The following is a 13,787-nucleotide window of genomic DNA, read 5'->3' as shown; positions in this document are numbered from 1 at the left end:
GCCCTAGCGCAGCCCCGCCATCTCGTCAGCCAATTTGTCGACCGGACCCAAATCATTCAGGAAGGCATCGATCGACATACGAGACGATACATCGCGATTTGTTTCCGAGGAAACGAGTATCGCGACCGCCTGTTGCTGCCCTCCGAATATCCTGCTCTTCATTGTTTCCAGCTTCACCACCGAACCACTGCCGGTGAGCTTTCCACCGATCCGGTAAAATGAGACCACGTCGCGGACCACCGGCCCAGGTGCGACCAGTTCGATCGCGACAGCCCCGTCCGGCGCATCCAGATCGCGGTTCCACGACCATCGCGTATTCGGAACCAGGGCGCCCTGCCCATAGCCGACAATCTCGCGCCCTTCTTCCTGACGGTCGTAGACAGCAATGGAAAGATCGACTTCCGTTCCGGTCGACGCGTTCCGGTAGCGACCGAAAAGCTGATGACTCGAACGGTCAAACACCGGTTGCCAGGGATAGAGGGGCTGGTAATCCACGCGCTCCCAGCCGGCCACGTCCGGAAGGGAAATCCGATCGGGAACAGGCGATTCCTGGGCAGCTAGCGCCGACGTCCAGATTACGGGAATCAGAATGATCGCGGCCATTGCGGCCATCACCTTGAGCGGCTTTTCCCCGGTTGCCGGCAGATTTTGCTTCCCGCTCAAGGCATCTCCGTCGATCATCGGGTCGTCAATCTTGCGATCGAAAAAAGGCCAGCCGATCGCCATCACCAGAATCAGGACAAAAGCGAAAAAGAACCAGCCGTAGAAAATATGATCGAAACCGGCGGCGAAATCGAGCGTGGTGTGATGCGCGATATACATCGTGCCGAATGCGCGGATGCCATTGGCGAGAACCGGAACAATCACCGCCGCTGTCATGAACAATATCCGGCGCTTCCAGCTGCGGAAACAGATATTGGAAACCAGCGCCCCGTAGGCGAGCATCGCGATCAGGAACTTGATCCCGGAACAGGCTTCGGCAACCTCGAAATAGCCGGTGGGCGTGGATATGAACACGCCATCGATGAAGGCCGGAATGTCGGCCCACCCAAGAAAGACCATCGACAATTTGGCGGTGACCATCTGCAGAAAGGGCACAAATTCCTCGCCGAACGGCACGAGAAAAAAACTGAAGCCGAGAGGGAATATCAGACCCCGCGCCACCGTCGGACCGAGCAGCGTCACCACCGCGCCCTGCAGCATCATCAGCAAACCAAGATGACGCGCGAGCGCAACCCCGGCAGCTTCACCCAGCAACCACCCGAAGGATGCAATGCCGGTGAGCAACAGTCCAGGCAGCCAGATTTGCGGCGTAAGTTTTGCCAGTTCTTCCTGACGCTGCTGCACGAGATAATAGAGGATCGGCAATATCAGCAGGCAGTGGTTGTAGGTGGAGATATTCCACCAGTTCCGCACCATGTCGGCGCCGTCGCGCCAGAATATCGCGAGAATTGCCAGGCTGGCAATCGCCAGCAATTTCAGATGTTTCGACCATAGCGAAACGGACATCGTCGGCTTTGCTTCGGTCGCAACCTGATCTGCCGTCGCGCTCGTCATGCTGCAGCCTCGGCAACAACAGCGGCAGAAAACCCGCACAGCGCCGGCAGGCTGGCGAGCTGCGTTTCCCAGGAATATTGCGCTTGGATCAATATCCCGGCCTGCTCGCCCAGTCGTCTCGCCCGCTCCGGGTCCGCCAGCAAATCGCGAACCAGTTGCGCTTCGTCCTCGACAGATTCGGCAATCAGGAAATGCTCTCCGTTGATCGCGTTTATGCCCTCGGCGGCGCATGTCGATGCCACCACCGGCCTGGCCATGGCCATCGCCTCGAGCACCTTGTTCTGAATGCCTCTGGCGATCCGCAACGGCGCGACCACGACATCGGCGGCCATGATCCAGCTGCGAATATCATCGACCGCGCCCACCACAACGGTGCCGTGCTGACCATCCAATTGCCTCACCTTCTCGGACGGCGCCCGCCCAACAATCGCGAAACGTGCACTTGGGAAACGCGCAAGAATTTCGGGCATGACCTCCATGCTGAAGCTCTGAACCGCCTGCACATTCGGCTGATAATCCATCTGGCCGGTGAACAGGATCATGGGCCCTTCGCCCTTCAGACCTTCTGGATGGACATCCCGGGCAGCATAAAATTCCAGATCGATCCCGTTACCGACCGCCTTCACCCGACCGGCAGACAATCCCGAACGCTGTCGGAACAACGCTGCCTCGGCTTCGCTGACAAACAGACTATGGTCGGCGCGTGCCGCAACATCTTTCTCGAACGCGCTCAGCAGGCGTCCCTCGCGACGATTGATCCAGGCCATCGGACCGAAACCTTCCCCCGCATAGCTTTCAAATTTGGCGCTATCGACATCGGCGAAATCCATCACCACACGGCCGTCGAAATCGGGTGGAATATATTGCGCCATCTGTCCGGAAAATACGAAGATGCAGTCGACCGGGCGGGTGGCGATTACCCGCGCTACATAGGCGTTGATTTCAGAATTCTCGAACGATGTCAGCGACACTGGTTTCCCCGAAACCAGCGCCTCGATTCCGGCCCGCCATCTGGGTTTGTTGCGGACGACAATTTCGCAGGATGCCAGTTCCGCTTTGCGGTCCCAGCCGATTTGCCTTTCCTGTTCGTCATCGGCGAAACAGGCGACGTGCACCGGCGCGCAATCCATCAGCTTCTGCAGAAAATGGTGCGAGCGGATCTTGTCGCCGCGATTGGGCGGCCACGGGACGCGGTGGGCCAGAAACAGGATTTCTCCCATCAGCCGAGGCCCTTGGCAATCATCGGTCCGATCAGATTTGCAACCGGCAGCGGCAGGCGCTGCCACAAGGCGATCTTGGCCTTATATTTGGGGCTCAAGGGATTGACGTCGCGTGCCTCTTCACCGTCGGCGGTGCGGGTCGCGTAGGACAGCGGCTGCGGTTCAAACCCCCAGTTTTTCTTGAAGGAAAAAGCGCCGGTGCCATATTTCGAACGCCCGAAATCAAACTTGTTGCATCCCCGTTTGCGGGCATGGTTCATCAGGCTATAATACATGATATCATTGGCCCTGAACCGGCGCGCATCCCATGTGCCTCCGCCCCAATAAGGCATGACGGTCTGTTGGTGATAAAGGCTCAGCACGCTGGCCACGGGTTTGCCATCATGGAGCACCGTCAGGATATCGGCATCCTCACCAAATTCGTCGAGAACCTCATCGAACAATGCCTTCGGGAAAACCGGTGTCCCGAGATTGCGGACGCTTTCGGCATAGACCGCATAATGGTCGGCCCGGTCCTGTTCCCCGACTCCCACACGCACGGTCAGGTCATTGGCAAGTCCCTTGCGAATCTCCGCCCGCTGTTTGCGCGGGATCGCCAGCAACTGGCTCTCGTCGTCATCCGCCAGCGGATTCACAAAGCCGGCATAAATGCCTTGCTTGTGATGCCATTGCCCGTCGGGAACCGGTCCGCCACGTAATTCGACGCTCGGGAAACTGTAACGTTCGGCAAATTCCCAGGCTTTGTCGGCCAGCAACTGGATGGCCTGATCATTGTCGGACAATATGCCGCCTCCGACCGCAAAACCGGACGACACCAGGGCGCGACCGAACAAGGCGGAATGAATGAGATTGAGCGGCAATATACCCTGCAACTCGCCGGTGCCGTCCTCGGCGAGCAGATATCGCCACTGATGGCCGCAAGCGCGGCTGACCGCCAGCACCCAGGCGGGACGATGAAACGCAGTGCCTTGTGCGGACGCGGACACAAAGGCGTCGATCCGGGCCAGTTCATTGGCCTCCGGCCGCTCGAGAATGCGGACCGACAATGGTTTGGGCTTGAATGCCATATTCATCGCATCAACCCCGCTTCCAGTGCTGCCAGTTCGTCGACCCGGCCCCATTTGAAATCCTGCCCCGCCCGCAAGAGCTTGGCCCGCATAAGTCGCAAATTGGTATAATGGCGCAGCTTTGATTTTATCGGCGCGTCACCGACCCGTGGCTGGCCGGGATCGATTTCCCACGGGTGGAAATAGAATATCGCCCCGCGTCCGTCATCATTGTGCATCTTGCGGATCGAGCGCTCGTATAACGGATAAGGCAAAAGCCGGAAAAAACCGCCGCCACCTGCAGCGAATACGCGATTGCCCAGCTTTACCGTCGTCACCGGCAGTTCGATGAATCCGGATTGCTCGACCGGTTTCCAAGCAAATCGCGGTGAACCGGCCCAGCCATAATGATCATGGTTGATCGGCGCGACGCTCGATGAATAGGCATAGCCTTGCTCGGCCAATATTTCATGCGCCCAGGGAGTCCGCTGATCGATAGAGAAACTCGGTGCCCGATATCCGACCACCTTTTGCCCGGATGTGTCTTGCAGAATTTTCCGGCTGCGATCCAGATCATCCCGGAACTGGTCCGGGGTCAGCGTAAACACGCGGGCATGGTCATAGCCGTGGTTGGCAATTTCATGGCCCGCAGCAGCAACCTTCTGCATCAGGGCCGGATAGCGTTCAGCAACCCAACCGAGAGTGAAGAACGTCGCCTTGATGCCCGCTTCGTCGAACAGCTCCAGCACCGCTTCGCTGTTGCGTTCTACCCGATGCTCAAGCTGATCCCAGTCGGCACGGTCGATGACGGTCTCGAAGGCTCCCACCTGAAACCAGTCTTCGATGTCGACAGACATGGCATTGAGCAAAGCATCCGCTTTTCCCGCCGTGGCGAAAGATTCAGGCCGCGCGTCCTGCATTGACATAGTTTTCCTTGCTCCGGACATCGTTTTCGACCCATTCCACGAGCATCGTCAAGACGCGGTGCAGATTTTCTTCCTGACCGTCCATGCGTTTTTCCAACAGGGACAGACGCTGGGATATTATGTCGACCTTCTCTGCGGTGGCATCGTCGAGCGCCGCCGCCGGTGCGGCAAATGCCGGCGCCTTCTGTGCAGACGCAAATTCGGGCTGTACCGGCTCGGCAACCGGTTCCGCAGATGCTTCGCGATCCCGGAGATTGACCACATCATGGTCCGTTGCCGGCGTCGCTTCAAAAGCCGGCTCGAACGGCTCGGCATCAGGCTCGGCAACCGGTTGCTCGGCAGAAAGGTTCGATATTTCGACCGACGGCTCGCTGCCCGCATCGCGGACTTTTTTGGGCTTTTCCCACAGCGGGCTTTTGATCTCGCCCGACGGCTCCAGCGGCGCATCGATGTCGATGTCTTCGCCATTCAGGTCGGCAAGCACCCGGCCGACCATGGCCTGGTCGATCAGTTCCGCCTGTTCGATCGATCCCATCAGCAATACCCGGCTCATCAACGTGTTGATTTTGCGAGGCACGCCATCGGTCTCGATAAAGAGCAGACGGAAGACATTGGAGGTAATTTTCGGCCGCCCGGACCATCCGCTTTTCGACAGGCGATGGGTGATATAGGGCTCGATTTCTTCTGCGCTCATCGGCTCGAGATGATGATGCGCGATGACCCGTTGCCGCAATTGCTCGAGCTGGTTGGAATTTTCCAGCATGTCGCGGAATTCAGGCTGACCGAGCAGGAATATCTGCAGCAATGCCTGTCCGCCGAGCTGGAAGTTCGACAGCATGCGCAATTCTTCCAGCGCGTCCACCGGGAGGTTCTGCGATTCATCGACGATCAGCAGACAGCGTCGGCCGGCCCGCGCTTCGGAATGAAGAAATTCTTCAAACGCGCTCAGCAACTGGGCCTTGTCCATATGATCGGTGTCGATATCGAAATGATTGGCAGCAACCCGCACGATATCCTGGCTGTCCAGCTTGGTGGTCACGATATTGGCCGCGGTCAGACGCGCCTTGTCGATCGTCGCCATCAAATGGCTAACCAACGTGGTTTTGCCCGCGCCGACATCGCCGGTGATGACGATGAAGCCCTCACCCTGAGCCAGGCCATAGCCGAGATAGGACAACGCCTTGCGGTGTGTCAGGCTCTCGAAATAGAAATGGGGATCCGGGGTCAGCTGAAACGGCCGACCGCTTAACCCGTAAAATGTTTCATACATGCGCGTATCTCCGATCAACGGCGTTGTTGACGCTCTTAAAAGTCATATCTTAGGCCCAGCAGAGCGGAAGCGGTGAGCTCGCTGTCGAAGCCCTCCTGCCGGTAGCTGTCCAGGCCGACCGCGGCGGTCCCCTGAAGTCCTGGCAAAATCCGCCGATAATATGCGGCATTGGCACCGACGCCCAGAACGTTGGGAGCGCCCGCAAAGCCGCTATCCAGAAGATTGGCATAAACATTCGCATCGAAACTGGAATAGGTGTCAATGTCGCGGCCAATCGACAGATTGGTATAATAATTTTCATCAACCAGCCCGTCGACCGCAGCGACCGCTCCCAGTTGCGAAGCGAAGAAGCGACGGCGCGCATATCCCACGCCAAGGCCGGCCTGCCAGCCGTTATAATTATAGGTGTATTGCCCGTTGACGCCGCGCGCACGGAATGAGGACGAGGACGCCGACTGCAACACGTCGTTGAAGCACAAGCCACCCGACTGACCGAAGGCGCAACCGTTGAGCTCGCCGCTCAGCGGATTGCGCGAGCTGGAAAAGCTGGTTCCGAGATTGGCCAGATTGTCATTGAGCAAGCTGCCGAATCCCGAAACCGTATCATAGACAGAGATGTTCAGCGCGGTATTCTGGTTGGGCTGATAGCCAAAGCTGCCGTAATAGGTCTCGCTGCCGTAACGCTGTCCGGCCCGGGCCTCGAACGAGGTGCGACGGCTTGGTCGCCACATCACCCCGACATCCCAGATGATTCCGTCCTGGTCATAGGATAGCAAGCGTGGCGATGTCTCATCGGTAACCAGTCGGCCATCATTGTCGACCACCGGGTCACCATTGACATCGCGGACCGCGTCGCGTTCCGAAATCTCGATATCTTCATAACCGACGCCGCCGACCACTGCCAGGGTCGAAGAGACCGGCACCGTGACATCGGCGCGGGCATATTTGCCCTCATAGCGTTGATCCAGTTGCCCTGCATCTTCGCGTTCCCAGCCCGCACCGACCGACCAGCCGAAAGGCAGGTCGCCCGGCTGCATGCCGACACTGGCGCTGGCCGAGTGACTCACGCTGTCGTCAAAAATATCGATCGGAAGCTGTCCGGGAGGCAAGGCCCCCGTATCTTCGCTCTCGACCTTGGTATAGCCGAGCCGGTAATTGGCATTAACGTCCAGCGCGCCGACCTCGGTCGACAGGTTCGGACCGGCATAAACCGAATAGACTTGCGTCACATTGTCGATATTGCCGACCGCATTGGAAGGCGACTCGCCACGCAAATCAACCCGGCTGCGAGTGGCAAGCGCGCCCGCTTCAAGCGACAGGAGGCCGGGAACGACCTGCACGCCACCGCGCGCCAGTCCGGTAATCACATCATCGTCACCGAAATCATCCTGATAAGAGATGCGGCGTTCGTAACGCACGTTCACTTGGGCTTCCGCGTTGCGGGTCTGGATGGAACTGTCGATACCGGCGGCGACCGATGTATAGGTCAGCACGTCGCCACCATCATTCAGGTCGGCGACCAGCACCTGCTGGATCTCGATATAGGGAGTCACTTCGGCGCGGCGGTCGCGCGCTTCAGCGGCTGGCGCGGCCAGTCCGAGCAGGGGAAATATTGCCGCTCCGCATTTCAGGGCTTTGGCGATCGTTTGCGAGGTCATGGCTTACTCTCCATATCCGTAGTAGGACCCGAAACGTCTTCCAGTCGGCGAGAATTTGGTACCGTTCAGAAGAAGCTGGATATGTTCACATCCGCCCATCAGACTCAGCGCATCGCGCAGGGCGGTTTCGGTTGTTTCATCCGCTTTGACCACCATCAGAACCTGGCCGACATGAGTCGCCAGAACCGATGCCGGCGAAGCCGACAATGCTGGTGGAGAATCAAAAATGACGATGCGATTGGGATTGTGCCGGGTCAGGCGATCGAGCACCTGTTCGGTACGCGCCGACGCCAGATATTCGGTATCGGCATTGGTCTGGTCACCGGCCGGCAGAATGGCGAGGCCGGGAATATCGGTGTGGATGATGCAGTTCTCGACCGGCAATTCCGGATCGGCAAGCGCATCCATCAGGCCCTTGCTCCCCTCGAGACCGAGGCTCGACAATATGCTTGGCTTGGCGAAATCCGCGTCAACCAGCAGGACTTCGTTATCCTTCTCCGCGGCGATCGACAGCGCGAGGTTCAGCGCGCAGAATGTCTTGCCTTCATTCGGATGGGCGGAGCAGATCAATATCCGCTCGCCGTGCGGTACCGGCGCCGTTTTAGGGCTGCCCTTCGCGACCATCAGCAACTGTCGCTTGATGATCCTGAATTCTTCGGAGATGCCGGTGACAGGTCCATCCGGAACGATGAAACCCGCTTCCCTGAGCTTGTCACGGTCGACGATCACCCGCGGCCCGTCATAAGCAGCTACAGGCCTTTGCGGAGCCGCGCTGATCTGCTGACGATCAGCCGCAGGCGGTTGACCCTCGGCTGCATTGTCATGCTGGTCGATGGTCCGGACCGCAGGGATATAATCGTAGATTTCCCCTGCCCTTTCGAGCAGCGAACCTGGTTTTCTGGGGGGGACTATATTTGTTCATAACTGCTCCCTCAGGCCACCATGCCGCGCTGGATGAATTCCACGATCATAAGCATTCCAAAAACGCCGAAGAGCGCACCGCTTGTGCCGTAGAAAAGACGTAACTTGCGCCCGCGTGCTGCGCGCTGGACACTGGTCAGAACCTGCGAAACCGAACCGATCACCGGCAATCCGCTGGCTTTTTCCAGTTTCGATGCGGTCGGATAGCTGGTCTGCAGATGCCCGATGGCGAAAGCCGTACCAACACCGCCACCGATGCCGGCGAACAGAACCATGGCCAGCAATAGTGGCCGATTGGGTGCAGCCGGAGACCGCGGGCTGGACGGCGGATCGATTACCCGGAATTTCACCGAATCGGTTTCCGATTCGACCTGCCCGCGCAACTTGATCTGCTCCCTGTCGGTGAGCAGCTTGTTATACTGATCCTTCAGAACTTCATGATCGCGATTGATCCGCGACATTTCCGCAGCAATGCCTGGCTCCAGCGTCTGCTTGGACGCCAGCTGCGCCATATCCGCCTGCAGTGCATTTTTCCGTGCCTGCAATGCGGCAACCGTCGCCTGGCGTTCGGCCCGCATGCTCTGCAGCGAACTATAAGCGGGATTCGGTGTGCGATATCCGCCACCACCAGCCGGCTCCTTGGCCGCTTGCACACGAAGGGCGGCAATTTCATTCTTCATCGCCGTCACGTCGGGATGGCTGTCGGTCCAGCCGCGTGCGCGCGCAGCCGCCAGTGTCGATTGCGCCTGTGACAACTGGGCACGGGCACCGCCGCCACCGGCAACCCCCGGCGTTGCGATAGACGATGGAGTGCCGGCCAGTTGACCGTTCAAGGCGGCCAGTGAAGCCGAAGCCTGACTGAGTTGCGAGTCGATCTGGCTCTGCTCCGCGCGTGCGGCTTCCAGTCGCTGGCTGATCGAGCCGATACCCGGCAACAGGCCCAGATTTTCAGTCTCGAACTGCACCCGCTTTTGCTCGGCTTCCTGAAGCTCCTTTTCCCGCTGGGCGAGCTGGGCGTCGAGAAACTTGATGGTCTGACTGGTTTCATCGCGGTCACCGGACAGGTTTTCCTCGACAAAAATGTCGATCATTTTCTGGACGATGTCGCGCGACAAGACGGCATTTTCCGCGTCGGAAAGATTGCTCGCCGAAGACGTCGCGATGATCTCGAACAGATTGTCCTTTTCGGATTTAATCTGAACGCTCTTGCGCAGCATCTCGACCTTGCCAGCCAGTTCCCGGTCGCTCGAGACAGACTCGTTCAGCGCGGTTCCACGGACAACTTTTTCAAGATTGATGGTCGATGCCAGAGTTTCCTGGACCCGTTCCATATTCTTCTTGCGCTCGCGTGCATCGACCCCGACCTTGTCGGACAATATCGACTGCATCTCGACCGAGATACGTGCCTTTGATTCATAACTGTTGGGAATCAACGCGACGACCAGCCACCCCAGCAGACATAACCCCCAGGCAACGGCCAGCGCCAGCCAGCGCCGGTTCCAGACGCTGTGCACCGCTATGCGAAATTCATCATAAAGGCTGTTCATAAGCTCTTTTCAATTCCTGTCAGATGGAGGCAAAACCAACTCAAAACATGCTTTCCGGGATGATGATCACATCACCGGGACGGAGCATGACATTGGCCTTGGCCTCGCCCTTTTTCAGCAAGTCGTCGATGCGCAACGCAAATTCCTTCTGCTGACCGGTTCCACGGTCATGCCGGATCAGCCGGGCGCGGTTACCGGATGCAAATTCCGACAGTCCTCCGACCGAGATCATCGCATCGAGCAACGTCATATTGGCGCGGTACGGAATAGAGGCAGGCTTTTCGGTCGCCCCGACGACACGGATTTGCTGCGAAAATGTCCCGGAGAAATTGTTGACGATGACCGAAACCAGCGGCTCGTTGATATATTGGGACAACTGCAGCTTCAGATCCTGCGCGAGCATCGCGGGCGTCTTGCCCACGGCTGGCATATCGGTGATCAGCGGCGTGGTGATTCGGCCGTCGGGCCGGACCTGAACCTTCGCGCCCAGTTCTGGATTGCGCCATACAAAAATGGTCAGTTCGTCGAGCGGACCGATCACATATTCTTCACCTGGCCCTTCCTGCATGGACACGAAAGATGCCGGGGGGAGCTGGGGCCCACTGGAGTTGCCGGAGCATCCGGCGACGGAAAGTGACGCCATTCCGGCACCAATCATCAATTTCGCCAAGTGCTTGTTTTTGATAGCAGAACGCATTTTGTACACCTCGTAAATACTCTTCGCGACACGCCTGATTTCCGGCGGAAAACGGGCAGATCACACAAAGTCACGAGGTGGCTATGCTAGAAAATAGTGAATATTGCGTTAGGAATAGCTGAATTTCAGATTAACGGGACTGGCGCTTTGGCCGCATCCAAAACCTCTGGAACTAATCGACCAATATCTCTTTCGCCGGCCCCTGACCGAGGAAATTGGCCGGGCTTGCCGAGGCACCATAAGCACCGGCGCAAAAGATCGCGACGATGTCCCCGACGTGCGCTTCGGGCATCGCGGCGTTGTCGCTCAACCGGTCCAGCGGCGTGCACAGACAGCCAACTATGGAAACGGTTTCGCTCGGCTCCTCTTCAAATCGGCTGGCGATGGCTGCGGGATAATTGCGCCGCACCACGGTTCCGAAATTGCCGCTAGCCGCCAGTTGATGATGCAGGCCGCCGTCCGTGACCAGAAATATATGGCCCTGACTTTCCTTGCGATCCACGATCTGCGTCAGATACACACCCGCTTCGCCGACAAGATAGCGGCCAAGCTCAATCGCAAATTGCGTGGAAGCCAGGATATCGGGCAGTCGTTCGAACTGTTCCGAAAGGGCATTTCCGACCATTTCGATATCAACCGGCTCGTCACCGGGGAAATAGGGAATACCGAACCCGCCGCCGAGATTTACATGATCCGGCGCCTGCCCGACCATCGTTGCAAGCCGGGCGGCAAGTTCCAGCGTCTGCGCCTGTGTCTCGATTATCGCATCGGCGCTGAGCGCTTGCGAACCGGCAAAAATATGAAAGCCGCGCCAATCTGCTCCAGCGTCCAATATCCGTTTCACCGTTGGTGCAACCAGTTCGATATCCATCCCGAACGGTTTCGCGCCGCCACCCATTTTCATGCCCGACCCTTTGAGGTCAAAGTCCGGATTTACCCGGATGGCAAGCCGTGGCGTTGTGCCGAGGTTCGTGCCGATCCGTAACGCCCGGTCACATTCGCTGGGCGATTCGATATTGATGGTGACACCGGCCCGGATCGCCTGCTCAAGCTCGTCATCCCTTTTCCCGGGCCCTGCAAAGCTGATATGTTCCGCAGCTGCGCCAGCATCGAGTGCCATCCGCAATTCCCCGCCGGAAGCGATATCAATCCCGTCGGCCAGCCCGACCATGTGCCGGAGCAACGGCGGAAAGGGATTGGCCTTCATTGCATAATGCAAATCCAGGGCATCGGGCATGGCTGTCCGCAATTGCGCCATCCGCGCATCAAGCCGGCTGCTCGAATAGACAAAAAGCGGCGAACCATTTTCTGCAACCAGCGCGCTGGCTTTCTGCCCGCCAATCGCGAGTTCACCATCGATTGCAGAATATCCTGGCGGGATCGGTCCTGTCGCTTTGGTCTTGATCATTCGATATCCATGCTGGCCAACGCGTTCCGGTCCAGCTTTCCATTGGGGTTTTTGGGAAATTCAGAAAGCGGGACAATATCCCGCGGGTGCATAAAATTCGGTAAATTCTGCTTCAGATATTTTTCCAGCTGCTCGGTCATGGCATCGGACGGCAGGTCAGCATCGACAGGCCTGACAAAAAGCCGGATCGCCTGACCGAGGCGTTCGTCGGGCACTCCCAGAGCAACCGCTTCTGCAACCATCCCCGATTCGACGGCAATTTTTTCGATCTCGGTCGGGCTGATCCGGTTGCCGGAACTCTTGATCATCGCATCGTCGCGGCTCACGAAATAGAGCAGGCCGTCCGCGCCGCGCTTCACCGTATCGCCCGAGTAGACCGCAGTCCCGCGGTAGCCCGATGCCTCCGGCGCGCTTTTGAACCGTTCCGCGGTCCGCTCGGGATCGTTCCAGTAGCCCTGGGCCACCAGCGGTCCACAATGGACCAGTTCGCCCGCCTGATCGGGACCGGCGACGGCCCTTGCCTCATCGACCACCAGGATTTCGGCGAAGGGTATCGCGGTCCCCATGCTGGTCGGGTTGTCGTCGATCAGCGCAGGGTCGAGATAGGTGGATCGGAAGGCTTCGGTCAGGCCGTACATCGCGTAGATGTCGGTACCTGCCCCGAATATCGCCCGCAACTGCTTGACCAGACTCGGGGTCAGCGCGCCACCGCTGTTGGTCAGACGCCGCATTGACGCCACGGCGTCTTCCGGCCAATCCTGTTCGACCAGTTGCACCCAGAGCGGCGGTACAGCGGCCAATGTGGTTATCTTTTCCCGCGCGCATGCCTTCATGACGTCACGCGGAGTCAGATAATCCAGCGGCACCGCACATCCACCAGCAGCCCAGGCGGAAAACAGCTGGTTCTGGCCATAGTCAAAGCTCAGCGGCAGCACGCAAATAGTCCGGTCGTCTGCCGAGAGCTTGAGATATTCCGCGACGCTGAGCGCGCCCAGTGTCAGATTGGCGTGGCTGAGCATCACACCCTTGGGACGGCCCGTCGAACCGCTGGTATAGAGAATGGCGGCCAGATCATCCGTATCGGTCGTGGACGGGCTGGGTGCCACCGGCTCCCCGAGCAGTTCCAGAGCGGATGCAATGGCCTTGTCTTCGAACAGGCCACAGTCGACATCGCTATCCTCGAGCGATTTGAGACGCCCGGAATTGCTGATCAGCAGCCTGGCACCGCTGTCGGACATGATATGAGCGACCTGAGCCGGTTTGAGCAACGGATTGACCGGCACGTGGATCAGTCCGACCCGGGCCGAAGCCAGCGGCATGATACAGGCCAGTTCGGTCTTGGCCAGCCAGGTTCCGACGCGGTCTCCTTTGACAAGGCCCTGCCCCAGCAGCCATGCCGCCAGCAGGCCAACACGATGATTTAACATCTTGTAGCTAAGAGTCCCCGAACGCATGACGAGAGCGTCCGCATCCGGATCCTTGCCTATCGCCAGATGGTCGAGTGGGAATGCAGCGTTTTCTGATTCAATATTCAATT

11 protein-coding genes are annotated in these 13,787 nt (G+C 58.5%); all 11 read right to left on the bottom strand.

What is annotated here, in order from left to right; all coding sequences use genetic code 11:
• Positions 1 to 3 precede the first annotated feature (3 nt).
• Entirely contained in the window at positions 4 to 1,557 is a 1,554-nt protein-coding gene (gene xrtA / locus HUO14_RS07130) for an exosortase A (protein WP_176279173.1), read from the bottom strand.
• Positions 1,554 to 2,780 (bottom strand): TIGR03087 family PEP-CTERM/XrtA system glycosyltransferase, encoded by a 1,227-nt coding sequence (locus HUO14_RS07125; RefSeq protein WP_176279526.1) that lies wholly within the window; start codon positions 2,778 to 2,780, stop codon positions 1,554 to 1,556. The genes xrtA and HUO14_RS07125 overlap by 4 nt, the downstream gene beginning before the upstream one ends.
• Positions 2,777 to 3,850, bottom strand: a complete 1,074-nt coding sequence (locus tag HUO14_RS07120) for a FemAB family XrtA/PEP-CTERM system-associated protein (RefSeq protein WP_176279172.1) — start codon at positions 3,848 to 3,850, stop codon at positions 2,777 to 2,779. Before HUO14_RS07120 ends, HUO14_RS07125 begins: the two co-directional genes overlap by 4 nt.
• Positions 3,847 to 4,743 (bottom strand): XrtA system polysaccharide deacetylase, encoded by an 897-nt coding sequence (locus HUO14_RS07115; RefSeq protein ID WP_176279525.1) that lies wholly within the window; start codon positions 4,741 to 4,743, stop codon positions 3,847 to 3,849. Before HUO14_RS07115 ends, HUO14_RS07120 begins: the two co-directional genes overlap by 4 nt.
• Positions 4,724 to 6,019 (bottom strand): XrtA/PEP-CTERM system-associated ATPase, encoded by a 1,296-nt coding sequence (locus HUO14_RS07110; protein ID WP_176279171.1) that lies wholly within the window; start codon positions 6,017 to 6,019, stop codon positions 4,724 to 4,726. Before HUO14_RS07110 ends, HUO14_RS07115 begins: the two co-directional genes overlap by 20 nt.
• A gap of 35 nt (positions 6,020 to 6,054) precedes the next feature.
• Entirely contained in the window at positions 6,055 to 7,677 is a 1,623-nt protein-coding gene (locus HUO14_RS07105) for a hypothetical protein (RefSeq protein ID WP_176279170.1), read from the bottom strand.
• A 3-nt stretch (positions 7,678 to 7,680) separates the two neighbouring features.
• On the bottom strand, positions 7,681 to 8,589 hold the full coding sequence (locus tag HUO14_RS07100) for an AAA family ATPase (protein ID WP_176279524.1): 909 nt from the start codon (positions 8,587 to 8,589) through the stop codon (positions 7,681 to 7,683).
• A 20-nt stretch (positions 8,590 to 8,609) separates the two neighbouring features.
• Entirely contained in the window at positions 8,610 to 10,145 is a 1,536-nt protein-coding gene (locus HUO14_RS07095; RefSeq protein ID WP_176279169.1) for an XrtA system polysaccharide chain length determinant, read from the bottom strand.
• A gap of 40 nt (positions 10,146 to 10,185) precedes the next feature.
• The gene (locus HUO14_RS07090) at positions 10,186 to 10,803 is read right to left on the bottom strand and encodes an XrtA/PEP-CTERM system exopolysaccharide export protein (RefSeq protein WP_418889430.1); all 618 of its coding nucleotides are present in this window, start codon (positions 10,801 to 10,803) and stop codon (positions 10,186 to 10,188) included.
• A gap of 211 nt (positions 10,804 to 11,014) precedes the next feature.
• Entirely contained in the window at positions 11,015 to 12,250 is a 1,236-nt protein-coding gene (locus tag HUO14_RS07085; protein WP_176279168.1) for a pyridoxal-dependent decarboxylase, exosortase A system-associated, read from the bottom strand.
• Entirely contained in the window at positions 12,247 to 13,785 is a 1,539-nt protein-coding gene (locus tag HUO14_RS07080) for an acyl-CoA ligase (AMP-forming), exosortase A system-associated (RefSeq protein ID WP_176279167.1), read from the bottom strand. Before HUO14_RS07080 ends, HUO14_RS07085 begins: the two co-directional genes overlap by 4 nt.
• Positions 13,786 to 13,787 lie beyond the last annotated feature (2 nt).

The sequence above is a fragment of the Parasphingorhabdus flavimaris genome (assembly GCF_013371215.1).
GTDB lineage: Bacteria > Pseudomonadota > Alphaproteobacteria > Sphingomonadales > Sphingomonadaceae > Parasphingorhabdus > Parasphingorhabdus flavimaris.
This window is presented reverse-complemented; position numbering and strand designations above follow the sequence as displayed.

What these genes read in the sequence shown, in the direction of transcription:
- HUO14_RS07105 (WP_176279170.1), bottom strand. Translation starts at nt 7,677, where the DNA reads ATGACCTCGCAAACGATCGCCAAAGCCCTGAAATGCGGAGCGGCAATA.
- HUO14_RS07085 (WP_176279168.1), bottom strand. Translation starts at nt 12,250, where the DNA reads ATGATCAAGACCAAAGCGACAGGACCGATCCCGCCAGGATATTCTGCA.
- HUO14_RS07120 (WP_176279172.1), bottom strand. Translation starts at nt 3,850, where the DNA reads ATGAATATGGCATTCAAGCCCAAACCATTGTCGGTCCGCATTCTCGAG.
- xrtA (WP_176279173.1), bottom strand. Translation starts at nt 1,557, where the DNA reads ATGACGAGCGCGACGGCAGATCAGGTTGCGACCGAAGCAAAGCCGACG.
- HUO14_RS07110 (WP_176279171.1), bottom strand. Translation starts at nt 6,019, where the DNA reads ATGTATGAAACATTTTACGGGTTAAGCGGTCGGCCGTTTCAGCTGACC.
- HUO14_RS07095 (WP_176279169.1), bottom strand. Translation starts at nt 10,145, where the DNA reads ATGAACAGCCTTTATGATGAATTTCGCATAGCGGTGCACAGCGTCTGG.
- HUO14_RS07115 (WP_176279525.1), bottom strand. Translation starts at nt 4,743, where the DNA reads ATGCAGGACGCGCGGCCTGAATCTTTCGCCACGGCGGGAAAAGCGGAT.
- HUO14_RS07090 (WP_418889430.1), bottom strand. Translation starts at nt 10,803, where the DNA reads ATGATTGGTGCCGGAATGGCGTCACTTTCCGTCGCCGGATGCTCCGGC.